Origin of the sequence: Streptomyces sp. NPDC005963 (genome assembly GCF_040638655.1) — a bacterium.
Taxonomy (GTDB): Bacteria; Actinomycetota; Actinomycetes; order Streptomycetales; family Streptomycetaceae; genus Streptomyces.
In genome coordinates this window covers 242,109-253,802 of record NZ_JBEXVD010000001.1, presented here as the reverse complement: position 1 = coordinate 253,802, position 11,694 = coordinate 242,109, and the positions used below count along the sequence as shown (strand labels likewise).

The 11,694-nt window shown below is 70.3% G+C and carries 10 protein-coding genes; 2 read left to right on the top strand and 8 right to left on the bottom strand.

What is annotated here, in order from left to right; genetic code table 11:
- Nucleotides 1-19: 19 nt before the first annotated feature.
- From ABZ348_RS01010 to ABZ348_RS00975, 8 genes are all read right to left on the bottom strand, one after another.
- Nucleotides 20-1,159, bottom strand: coding sequence for an acyl-CoA dehydrogenase family protein (locus tag ABZ348_RS01010; RefSeq protein ID WP_358927976.1), 1,140 nt, complete (start codon nucleotides 1,157-1,159; stop codon nucleotides 20-22).
- A 43-nt stretch (nucleotides 1,160-1,202) separates the two neighbouring features.
- Nucleotides 1,203-2,903 carry a class I adenylate-forming enzyme family protein gene (locus ABZ348_RS01005; RefSeq protein ID WP_358927974.1) on the bottom strand — a complete coding sequence of 567 codons (1,701 nt, stop codon included), beginning with the start codon at nucleotides 2,901-2,903 and terminating at the stop codon, nucleotides 1,203-1,205.
- Between the two features lie 164 nt (nucleotides 2,904-3,067).
- Nucleotides 3,068-4,315 (bottom strand): MmgE/PrpD family protein, encoded by a 1,248-nt coding sequence (locus ABZ348_RS01000; RefSeq protein WP_358927972.1) that lies wholly within the window; start codon nucleotides 4,313-4,315, stop codon nucleotides 3,068-3,070.
- 11 nt (nucleotides 4,316-4,326) lie between these two features.
- Nucleotides 4,327-5,100 carry a citryl-CoA lyase gene (locus ABZ348_RS00995; protein ID WP_358927970.1) on the bottom strand — a complete coding sequence of 258 codons (774 nt, stop codon included), beginning with the start codon at nucleotides 5,098-5,100 and terminating at the stop codon, nucleotides 4,327-4,329.
- A gap of 65 nt (nucleotides 5,101-5,165) precedes the next feature.
- Nucleotides 5,166-6,065, bottom strand: a complete 900-nt coding sequence (locus ABZ348_RS00990; RefSeq protein ID WP_358927968.1) for an SDR family oxidoreductase — start codon at nucleotides 6,063-6,065, stop codon at nucleotides 5,166-5,168.
- 13 nt (nucleotides 6,066-6,078) lie between these two features.
- A complete protein-coding gene (locus ABZ348_RS00985) occupies nucleotides 6,079-7,350 on the bottom strand; it encodes a CoA transferase (protein ID WP_358927966.1) in 1,272 nt (423 codons plus the stop codon).
- Between the two features lie 2 nt (nucleotides 7,351-7,352).
- Nucleotides 7,353-8,528 carry an acyl-CoA dehydrogenase family protein gene (locus ABZ348_RS00980; RefSeq protein ID WP_358927964.1) on the bottom strand — a complete coding sequence of 392 codons (1,176 nt, stop codon included), beginning with the start codon at nucleotides 8,526-8,528 and terminating at the stop codon, nucleotides 7,353-7,355.
- Between the two features lie 98 nt (nucleotides 8,529-8,626).
- Nucleotides 8,627-9,370 carry an IclR family transcriptional regulator gene (locus ABZ348_RS00975; protein WP_358927962.1) on the bottom strand — a complete coding sequence of 248 codons (744 nt, stop codon included), beginning with the start codon at nucleotides 9,368-9,370 and terminating at the stop codon, nucleotides 8,627-8,629.
- A gap of 106 nt (nucleotides 9,371-9,476) precedes the next feature.
- Between ABZ348_RS00975 and ABZ348_RS00970 the strand changes: the two genes are divergently transcribed.
- Nucleotides 9,477-10,361, top strand: coding sequence for a LysR family transcriptional regulator (locus tag ABZ348_RS00970; RefSeq protein WP_358927960.1), 885 nt, complete (start codon nucleotides 9,477-9,479; stop codon nucleotides 10,359-10,361).
- Between the two features lie 109 nt (nucleotides 10,362-10,470).
- The gene (locus tag ABZ348_RS00965) at nucleotides 10,471-11,667 is read left to right on the top strand and encodes a TetR/AcrR family transcriptional regulator (protein ID WP_358927958.1); all 1,197 of its coding nucleotides are present in this window, start codon (nucleotides 10,471-10,473) and stop codon (nucleotides 11,665-11,667) included.
- Nucleotides 11,668-11,694 lie beyond the last annotated feature (27 nt).

The window sequence follows — 11,694 nt, the reverse complement described above, 5'->3', positions numbered from 1 at the left end:
CTGAGGGTGGCTTTCGGGGTCAGCCGCGAAGGAGCGCACGGCCGATGATGAGCTTCTGCACCTCACTGGTGCCTTCGTAGATGCGCATCACGCGGACGTCGCGGGAGATGCGCTCGACCGTGGTCTCGCGCATGTAGCCCATGCCGCCGTGGATCTGCACGGCCCGGTCCGCGACCCGGTCGGCCATCTCGGTGGCGAACAGCTTCGCGGTCGACGGGCCGATCTTGGTGTCCTCACCGGAGTCGTACCGGCGGGCGACGTCGAGGACCAGGGCCCGGGCGGCGTCCAGTTCGGCCCGGCTCTCGGCGAGCATCGCCTGGACCAACTGGAAGCGTCCGATGGGCTCCCCACCCTGCTTGTTGTGACGGGCGTACTCGACCGACTCCTCCAGCGCACGGGTGGCCTGGCCCACGCACAGCGCGGCCACGTGGATCCGCCCCTTGGCGAGGGAACGCATCGCTGCGTTGAACCCCTGGCCGGCCGAGCCGCCGACGAGGGCAGAGTGCGGAACCCTGACGCCGTCGAAGAAGACCTCGGAGGTCCAGGCGCCGGCCTGCCCGGTCTTGGCGTCCTTGGGACCGATCACCAGGCCCGGCGCGCCCTTCTCCACCAGGAAGCAGGAGATGCCGTCGGTCGTCCTCTCGCCTTCGCCCGAGCGCGCGAAGACCATGAAGACGTCGGCGACCGCGGCATTGGTGATGAACCGTTTGGCCCCGCTGATCTCGTAGTGCCCGTCACCGGTGTCGACCGCACGGGTCTTCATGCCGGACGGGTCGGAACCCGCCTCGGCCTCGGTCAGCGCGAAGGAGGCCACCGCACCCTCGGCCAGTCGCGGTAGCCAGGTCTCCCGCTGCTCGGCCGTACCGTAGTTCACCAGCACCTGACCCGCGATGCCGATGTTGGTGCCGAACATCGAGCGGAAGGCGAGGCTGGTGTGACCGAACTCGAAGCACAGCCGGGCGTCCTCCTCGACCCGGGCGCCCATGCCGCCGTACTCCTCGGGGAGCGTGTAGCCGAAGAGGCCCATGTCCACGGCCTTGCGGCGGATGTCGGCGGGGACCTCGTCGGTGAGTTCGATCTCTCGTTCGCGCGGCACGACGTCCTCGCGTATGAAGCGGCGGACCGCTTCCAGAACTTCCTTGAACGCAGCGCTGTCCACGGGATTCCTCGTCTCGTACGGCTGGATGGGTCGGGGGCGGAGGTCAGCGCAGGTCGTCGCGCAGACGCTCTCTGAGCTGCGTCTTGAGGATCTTCCCGGTCGGTGTCAGCGGTAGCGCGTCCACCACGTGGAGCTCGCGGACCTTCTGGTACGGGGCGACTTGGGCCGCGACGTGCGCCATCACCTCGTCGAGGAACTCCCGGCCCCGCTCCACCTCCGCCGCCGCGTGCGGGCGCAGGACCACGAAGGCGACCGGGATCTCACCGAACTCCGGGTGCGGGCGCCCGACGACCGAAGCCTGTGCGATCGACGGGTGGGAGCACAGGAGGTCCTCCAACGGCTGCGGATAGACGTTGTATCCCTTGTAGATGAGCATGTCCTTCGCCCGGCCCACTAGGAACAGGAAGCCGTTCTTGTCGAAGTGGCCCATGTCGCCGGTGCGCAGCCAGCCGTCCTTGAACTGCACCGCTGTCAGCTCCGGATCGTCCTGGTAGCCGTCGGTGATCTGCGGGCCGCGCGCCCAGATCTCACCGGTCTCGCCCTGCTTCCGTACGGTGACGCCGTCCTCCGCCCGGATCTCGACCTCGGTGTCGCTGATCGGGACGCCCACGCTGCCGGTCGGTGTCTCGATCTCTGCACCGGGGGGCGACATGGTCAGGCCCATGGTCGCCTCGCTCAGTCCGTACCCCTCGGTGACACTGGCGCCGGGGAACGCTTCGCGCAGCTTGCGCAGGGCGGTGGTGTCGATCGGCGCGGTGCCCGAGGTGATCATGCGTACGGAGGAGAGGTCGCGCTCGTCCAGTTCGGCGCTGCGCAGCATCCCGTAGTACATGGCGGGGGACCCGGACATGTGGGTCACGCGGTGGCGTTCGATGTCCCGGATGAACTGGTCGGCGTCGAACCGGCCACCGGTGACGACCGCCGTGGCTCCGAGCAGGGTGTTGGCGTTGTGTCCGACCAGCCCCAGCCCGTGGAAGAACGGTGCGATGGCGATGTTGCACCCTTCACCGGGCAGGACGGTCTGCGGTGCGGGGTCGTCGATGCGCGTGACCCGGACGCCGCCCTGCTCATCGAGGCTCGGCAGGGACGCGGAGCGCCAGCAGCAGGTCTGGACGACATTGGCGACGAGGTTGCGGTGCAGGACCCGTACCGCCTTGGAGCGGCCGGTGGTGCCACCGGTCAGTTGGAGGTGCGCAACGAGATCGGGATCGACGGTGTAGCCCTCCAGCGGTTCGCCGGCCAGGAGTTCGGCGAGCGGGACGGAGTCGGTGGGAAGCACCGCGTCCGCGGGGGCCGGGCCTGCTGCCGTGCCGGGGACGTGCACCAGGAGGCGGACCGCTTCTGGGAGGGCCTCGGACAGCACGGCGGCGTTGGCCGGATGGGTGAAGACGGCCTGGGCGCCGCAGTCGGCGAGTTGGGTGCGCAGCGCGCCGGCCGGCTGGGCCGGGTTGAGCGGGGCGACCGCGAGACCGGCGCACAGGGCGCCGTAGTAGGCCACGACGTACCAGTACGTGTTGGGCATGTGCAGCCCCACGGCGTCGCCTGGCTCAAGGCCCCGGGTGCGCAGCCCGCCGGCGACCCGGAGGGCGGCCGTGTGGAGTTCGGCGAAGGTGAGTGACTCTTCGCCGTCCAGGAGGGCGACACGGTTCGGGTACGCACGGGCGGCCCCCGCGAGCAGGGCGTCGGCGCCCACCTCCGGGATGTCGAGGGACGGCGGCATGTTCTTCGGCCAAACGTGAGGCACGAGATCTCCTGGCGACTTCAAAGTGAACGAGCGCTGAATTTTCTTCCGTGGCGTCCAACGCGGATGGCGGCGATTAAGAACGGCATTAGTCCAGTACAAGCTGTATCAAGCCACTGAGTGCAAGCTGGCGAGATCGTGCCGGATGAGAGATAAGTTAAGCGGCGCTAACGCAGGTGTCCAGTGTCTTGACCGGGTTCCGGCAGCGCGGAAGCAAGAAGTCCGGGCGCTGTGGACCAGGTGGCGCCGGCGAGGAGTCCCGGCACATCCGCACCGCACGCCGCGAACTTGCTCGCCAGGTCCTCCGGGGCGGGCGGTCGCAGCGGTGACCCCGGAGGCTGGGCGAGGCCCGTACGCACGGTGCTGCCGTCGGCCAACTCCAGGCGGATGTCCACCTCACCGGAGAGGAGGCCGTCGCCACCGGGTGTGCGCACGATCTCCGTGGCGGCCACGAGACGCTGCGCCTCGGGTCTGCCGACCGCTGCGTCGGTGAAGGAAGTGAAGTCCGGGAAGCCGTCGAGGAGTGCGGTCGCGACGGCGTAGGGCATGCTGAACTTGCCCTCAAGACCGGTCCTCGGTCGATCGTGGATCAAGGGCTGCATACTCGCTTCGGGCGTGCTGACCCTGATCCCGACGACGTCCGCCGGGGAGATGCGGCCGTGACGCTCCCGGAGTTCGCGGACGGCGGCGATCGGGCGCTGCATCGCGTAGCAGCAGGGGTGGAGCTTGATAGCGAGCCCGTCGGCCACGGCGGGGCGGTCTTCCGGGCTGCCTCCGGATGCGGTCCCGATGCCGCCCACCAGCCCCAGCCACTCGTCCACGGCACGTGCGTCGGCCGTTGCTCCGGCACGGGCGAGACGGGCCGCGCGTACGCCCGCCTCGGCTGCGAACCCGACCTGGAGCGCCTTGCCGTGCGTGCCGAAAGCCGCCTGAACACCACCGGCCGCGGGCAGGGCGAGCGCCATCGCCGTCGCCAACCCGTCGGGCGGCAGCCCCCACGCGACCCCGGCGGCGACGGCAGCCGCCGGTGCCCCCTGCGTACAGGTGGCGTGCCAACCGGCCGCGTAGTGCGGCCAGCCGAGGGACCTACCGAGGCGGGTCATCACACCGGCCCCGGCGAGATAGGCACGGGCGCCGCCGCCTGCGGCCAGTGTCGCCGCGACGATGACCACGCTGACATGGCTCGTCGACTCCACATGGACGTCGTCGAAATCCAGTACGTGACCGACGGCGGCCCACCGTGCGGCCTCGGGCAGTCCACCCGCGAGGGCCGCCACTTCGTGCTGTCGGGCAGCGAGCGTCACGGCGAGCGTGTCCCGCAGGGACCGCTCGGCCAGGGCGAGGTCGTTCGCATCCGGCTCGTACGACCACGCCCAACGGGCGAGTCTCTCCGCGGTTTGGTTCTGGGTCCGCACCGAGACGGCCCTCAGCGCTTGGGCTGGTAGTCGGTGTGGTGCTCGACGTGTCGGTAGAGCGCCTGGGCGGTGCTGTCGGCCGTGCCGCGTGCCGCCTCCTCGGCGATGTGGCCGACCAGTCCCACGGCCCGGGCCGCCACCACGACGGTGCGCACCTGCTGCCACCCGAATCCCAGATCGGACAGAACGGCGCCGAAGGTCCCCGCGCCGTTCAGGGTGATCAGCTTGCCGCGGCGTCGCTCCAACTCGGAGTGGACGGCTTGCAGCAGCAGACCGTGCGGTCCGAGGAATCCCCATTCCTCGGCGAGTTCGAAGAAGCGGGCCGTCCGCGGATCGCGCGGCCGGTGGGTCGGATGCCCGAATCCGGGCACCTTCTCGCCGGAGGTCTCGAAGCGGTCCAGAACTTCGCCCGCCGTCTTCGCAACGCGCTGGCCCTCGGGTGCGGCTGCCCATGCCTCCTGGAGCGTGCGGGCGGTCAGCTCCATGGCACCGAGATAGACGCTGCCGGCGCCGAGCAGCCCTGCCGCGACGGCTGCCTGTGTCGCCTCGGGGGCACCGAGCCAGGTGAGCCGGGCGGACAGGGAACTGGGAGTGAAGCCGTGTTCGGCGATGCCCACCATGAGGGCGTTCAGCATCTTCGACTCGTTGTCGGTGGGCAGTCGGCCTTGCGCCCCGAGGAAGACGAGGTCGGCCAGACCGGCGTGCCCGATGACCTCCGAGCACAGGTCGTATCCGTAGATGTTGATGGAGTCCGGCGTGGAGGTGCCGATGTGCGTGGTGTACACGGCTGCCTTTCTGGTGAAGGGGTGTGCGCGCAGGGGGCGCGCGGGCGGGGAGGAGCTGTGGCCGTTCAGACGGAGGGGACGAGCGGGGGCGGCGCGGAGGGCAGTCGGGCGAGGGCCAGATCCAGGTCGGCGGGCGTCCAGCGGCCCTCGCGCTCATGGGTCTCGCGGACGCTCCACCCCTCGTAGACATCGATCCGACCGCCACGGATCATGAGCAGCTGTCCGTTGGCCGTGCACTCCTCGGCGGCCAACCAGGCGACGAGGGGCGAGACGTTCGCCGGATCCCAGGCGTCGAACTCGCCGGCGCGTGCGGCGAGTTTCTCCGCCAGGCCGGGAGTGTCGAGCGTCATCCGGGTTCTGGCCACGGGGGCGATGGCGTTGACCCGTACGCCGTAGCGCTCCAGCTCACGGGCGGCGACCACGGTCATCGCGGCGATGCCGGCCTTGGCCGCGGCGTAGTTCAACTGTCCGGGATTGCCGCGCAGACCGGACCCGGACGATGTGTTGATGACGGACGCCTTGACCGGCTGCCCTGCCTTCGCCCGCCTGCGCCAGTGGGCGGCGGCGTGGTGCAAGGTGGCGTAGTGGCCCTTGAGGTGGACCGAGATCACCGAGTCCCACTCCTGCTCGGTCATCCTCGCCACGGTCGCATCGCGGGTGATGCCCGCATTGTTGACCAGCACGTCCAACTCGCCGAACACCGCCACCGCACGGGCGATCAGCGTCCCCGCGGCGTCGAAGTCATCGACCCGGCCCGTATCGGCGACCGCCTCGCCGCCGGCCGCCCGGATCTCCGCGACGACCCGATGGGCGGGACCCCCGTCCGTGCCGTGGCCGTCGCCGGCCACGCCCGGATCGTTGACGACGACCTTCGCACCCTCGGCGGCGAGGAGCAGTGCGTGCTCACGGCCGAGGCCGCGGCCGGCGCCCGTGACGATCGCCACGCGACCGGTGAGGCTTCCCATGGATGTCTTCCCTTCAGAGAGTGGCAGGAGGCGAATCGGCGTCGACCGCACCGCCCACCGCACCGGCCGTGCGCAGCCGTGCGATGTCCGCATCGGAGTAGCCGCACCCGCGCAGGACCGCGTCGGTGTGCTCGCCGAGCAGCGGCGCGCGCCGCAGGTCGGGCTCGGCCCCACCGGCGAAGCGGATCGGGGTGGCGGCGATCGTGACCGGGCGGTCAAGACCGGGGTGTTCGACCTGTTGGAGCATGGAGCGGGCCTTGAGGTGCGGATCGTCGAAGAGCGAGTCCGCGGTGTTGACGGGACCGAAGGGGACCTTGCCGCCGAGGAGTTTCGCCAGCTCCGCGCGGGTGTGGCGCCCGGTCCACCCACCGACCAGGTCCAGCACCTCGGCCTGACGGGCCACCCGGTCGGTGTTGCGGGCGTAGCGCACGTCCGTGCCGAGCTCCGGACGTCCCATCACCTCGCACAACAGCACCCAGTGGTGGTCGGCGGGCGCGGCGGCCAGCGCCACGAACCCGTCCAGGGCCGGAAAGAGTCCGAAGGGGCACAGCAGGGGGTGCGCATTTCCCTCCGGCCCGGGCACCACCCCCTGGTACGAGTACTGGTAGACGATCCGCTCGCAGGCGGCGACGACCGCGTCGTACATCCCGACGTCCACGAACCTGCCGCGACCGGTGATCTCGCGCTCCCGTACGGCCGCGAGCGTGCCGACCGCGGCGAACAGGGCGGGCAGGGTGTCTCCGAGGCCCGGCCCCGCCTTGACGGGCGGTCCGCCGGCCGGCCCCGTGATCCCGAGCAGTCCGCCCATCGCCTGGGACACGATGTCGTAACTCGGCCAGTCCTGGATCGGGCTGACACCGGTGCGCGGATCACCGAATCCGCGCACCGCCGTATAGACGAGGCGTGGATTGATCGCGGCGAGCTGCTCATAGCCGAGACCGTGTCGTTCCATCACGCCCGGCCGGTAGTTCTCCACCAGGATGTCGGCCGTGGCCGCGAGCCGTCGGATCACCTCGGCGCCATCGGGCTTCGTCAGGTCGACGACCAGGCCCTGCTTGTTGCGGTTGACGGACTGGAAGTAGCCGCCGAAGGCCCTGAGTTCGTCGCCGTCCGCGTACGGGCCCTGGGCGCGGGTCATGTCACCGAACGGCGGCTCCACCTTGAGGACGGTGGCTCCGAGGTCGGCGAGGACCATCGTGCAGAAGGGGCCGGCGAGCATCCTGCTCAGATCGAGCACGGTCAGCCCGTGCAGGGGACCGGCGGCGGACGGCGGGACCGGTGCCATCGTCAGCGTCCCAACAGCGTGTCGGAGATGATCTTCATCTGGATCTCCGACGTGCCCTCGAAGATCTTGGTCAGACGGGCGTCCCGCCAGTGGCGTTCGACCGCGAAGTCCGTGGTGAATCCGGCGCCGCCGTGGATCTGGATGCCTTCGCTGGTGACCCGCTCGGCCATCTCGGTCGCGTGCAGCTTCACCATCGAAGCCTGGAGATTGGACGGACGGCCGGCGTCGTAGTCCGCACAGATCCTGTGCAGCAGCGCTCGTGACGCCTCGACCCGGGTGGCCATGTCCGCGATCTTGAACCGGATGGCCTGCTTGTCCGCGATGGGCTTGCCGAACTGCACGCGCTCCTTGGCGTACGCGATCGAGTCCTCCAGTGCGGCCCGGGCCAGGCCGATCGCACGGGCTGCCGTGTGGATGCGGGCGATGACGAGGTCACCCATCGCGACCTTGAAGCCGTGGCCCTCCGGTCCGACGACCATGCCTGGCTCGACCCGGGCGCCGTCGAACGACAGCTCCCACGTCTTCCAACCGTGATAGCCGATCTTGCGCACCGGTGTGCCGGTGACCCCCGCCGGCAGGGTGCCGCGCTCCTTCGGCATCAGGAAGCAGGTGATCCCGTGCGAACGCCGCTCCGGGTCGAGCGGCTGCGTCCTCGCGAACACCTGGAGGTAGTCGGAGCCGTCCGCGAAGGTGCACCACATCTTCTGCCCGGTGATCCGCCAGCCCCCGTCCGCCTCCCGCTCGGCGCGACAGCGCAGGTTCGCCACGTCCGAACCGGCTTCCGCCTCCGACAGGGCGAAGGCACTGAGGAACTCGCCCCGCGCCATCCGCGGCAGATACGCGGCCCGCTGCTCGGCGCTGAATCCGTGCGTGAACTGCTGACCGCGGGCGATCAGGCTCGCCACGCTCATCCAGCCGCGCGCGAGTTCCTCCACGACGAGCGCGTACTCGCAGACGCCGAGGCCGAGGCCGCCGTGTTCCTCGGGGATGAGGATGCCGAAGAACCCCAGATCGGCCATCTTCCGGCGCAGGTCCATCGGGATCTGTCCTGCGACCGGATCGAGTTCGTCGGCCACCGGAAGGACCTCCTTGGCGACGAACTCGCGCGCCAGGGCTTGGATCGCCAGCCGGTCCTCGGTGAGGAAGACCTCTGCCGGGGCTTCGATGCGCGTGCTCATGCGTACAGCTCCCTCGTGGTTTCACGCGCCGCAGATCGGCGCGCGGTGGTCAGGGCGGTCGTGCTCTCTCCGGTACGGCGCGGTCGCGGTCCCGGGGCTCAGTCGGCGAGCGCCGCCGTCACGGCTGCGGCGGCAGCCCGTACCTGCCGGGCCCACCACGGCACCCGGCGGACGTCGAAGCGGCTGTCGGGCAGTGACAGTCCGATTCCGCCCACCGGAGAGCCGGTCGGCCCGATCACGGCGGCACCCACGGCACAGACCCCGTCCCGGTTCTGGCCGCGGTTCACCGCGAAGCCCGCGGTGCGGACTTGCGCCAGTTCTGTCCTGATCAGGCGCGGCTCGGTGATGGTGCTCGCCGTCAGTCGCTGCACCGGCCGTGCCAGAACCCGCTCCGCTTCGTCGTCCGACATCAGGGCGAGGACGGCGAGGCCGGTGGAGGTGGCGGTGATCGGAGAGGTGGCGCCCAGCCGGTTGACGGTCCGCACCGGGTGGCGGCAGTCGATGCGCTCGATCAGCACCATGCGGAAGGGACCGTCCGGGACCTGGAGCGTGACCGTCTCGCCCGTCAGCCCGCCGAGTTCGCGCATCGGGCCGAGGGCGGCCTCGCGGATGCCCCGATCGGCGGCTGCCGATCCGGCGAGGACGAGCATCCGGGACGTCAACGTCCAGCGCGTGTGCGTCTCGCCGTCCGTGCGGATCCAGCCCGAATCGGCCAGGGCCCGCAGCACGCGCTGGACCGAGGACTTCGGCAGCTCGGAGATCCGGGAAATCTCTCCGACCCCGACGGGCTGGTGTGCCGCGACCACTTCGAGAATGCGCAGACCGCGCTGGATGCCCTGCATGAGGTCCCCTTCCTCGACGACCCGGTGGGCCGTTGACCGGCACGCTATGCCGCCCAGTGGTACCGGTAAAGCCTTGAGATTCCTTGAGATGTGATAGGCAGTGCCTATGGAACGACGACATCTCAGCTACTTCGTCGCGGCGGTTGAGGCCGGCAGCATCTCCGAGGCGGCACGACGGCTCCACCTGAGCCAGCCCTCGGTCTCCCAGGCGATCCAGGAGCTCGAACGAGAGTTGCGGACCCCGCTCGTCCTACGCGGGCGCAAACTGACCCTCACCCCCGCGGGACGGGCCCTGCTCGGCCCCGCCCGCCGGACGCTACGGGCCTTCGACAGCGTCCGCGCAGCGGTCGAAGGGGTGGGCATGTTGGCGAGCGGACGACTCGACCTCGCCGTCGTCCCCGCTCTCGCGGTCGACCCGGCCGTCCGCATTGTCACGGAGTTCCGCACCCGCTATCCCGGCGTCCGCATCCAGGTGCGCGAAGCCGCCAACGGGGCGGAGGGCTTCGCATCGCTCCGGCGCGCCGAAGCAGAACTCCTGCTCCACGACCATCCGGCCCCCTACCCCAAACACCGTGCGGTCCCGGTCGAGCTCAGCGAACTGATGGTGGTCTTCCCACCCGGGACGTCCCTTCCCGAGGGGCCCGTCGGACTCTCGGAACTCGTCCGGCACGACGTGGTCATGGGGGCCGCCGCCGAATCCGCGGTCGGCTCCTGGATCGTCGTCGAACTGGCCGCCCTCCAACTGCCGTCCCTCACGGTCGCCGTGGACACGGCCCATCGCGACGCCGTCGTCCCCCTCGTCCTCGCGGGAGCCGGGGCGACGGTGCTCCCCGAGCCCGTGGCGCGGGCGGCGGAGCTGCTCGGCGCGGTGATCCGTCCAGTCGGCTTCGACGTTCCACGCCACGCATACCTGTACCACCGGGTCGGGGAGCTCTCGCCGACCGCGCGGGCCTTCGTCGACCTCGTGGAGGAACTCGGGGCGAACAAGTAAATTCGCGCTAATTCCCCAGGTGGGACCCCCTACGGGTGCACTGGCGTAATGTGAGCTGCAAGTGATCTGCTCGTACCCTCTCAACCGTCGAAGTAGCGGAGGTCAGTCCATGCGGACGCAAGAGCCGGGTCGGGCCACGGCGCGCAGACCTCCCGACCGCAAGGCCCGGATCGTCGCCGCCGCTGGTGAGCTCTTCTGCGAACGCGGCTACCACAACGTCTCCGTCGCCGATGTGGCCGCTTCCGTCGGCATCACGGCCCCCGCGCTCTACCGGCACTTCAAGGGCAAACCCGATCTGCTGCTGCACGTGGTCACGGGCACGATCGAGAAGATCGCCGCCACCGCGCAGGCCGCGCCGGACCTGGACGCCTACCTCCGGGCCTCGGCGACCCGGAGCGTCGACCGCCGTGGGGCCGCGGTCCTATGGCAGCGCGAGGCACGGCATCTGCCCGAGGCCAGCCGTGAGGAACTCCGGCGGATGCTCAGCGACATCGCCGGCCGCGTCGGCGCACTCGTCGAGGAAGCACGACCGGAACTCTCCCCCTCGGACAGGGAACTGATCGCCTGGTGCGTGGTGTCGGTCTTCGGCAGCATCTCGGGCCACCGGGTCTCCCTCCCACGGCGCCGCTTCGAACAACTCCTGTACGAACTGGGCAACGTCGTCGCCCACCAGCCCCTCGGCCGGCTCACGACCGCCGACGAGGACGAGCCCCGACCCGCCCAGTCCTATGCCGACCTCGCGGTCTCCCGCCGGGAGGAAGTGCTCAACGCCGCGATCAGGCTCTTCGACGAACGCGGCTTCCAGTCGGTCAGCACGGACGACATCGGGGAAGCCGCCGGTGCGACCGGACCCAGCATCTACAAGCACTTCCCCAGCAAGACCGATCTCCTCGTCGCCGCCGTGCTGCGCGGCGGCGAACAACGCAGGTCCGGTACGGAAAGCGCGCTCGCCCGAGCGGGCACCCCGCAGGAGAGCCTGAACGGACTGCTGCGCTCCTACATCGAGTTCGCCCGGCGCCACAGCCATCTGATCGGCCTGCTGATCGGCGAGCTCGACCAGCTCCCGGAGAAGGAGCGCAAGACGTCGCGCCAGGTGCAGCGCGACTACCTCGCCCTGTGGGTCCACGTCCTCGACGAGGTCAGACCGGGACTCGACCCGGCCGAGGCCAAGATCACCGTCGCGGCGGTCCTGACCGTGGTGGACAACGCGGTGCGCACCGGCAGGCTGGGGGAGCGGCCGGACATCGCGGACCGCCTCTTCGAGATCGGCACGGCACTGCTGCTGCGCAGCGGTGGAAACGACTGAGGGCCGGTGTCGGTGCCGGATGATGGA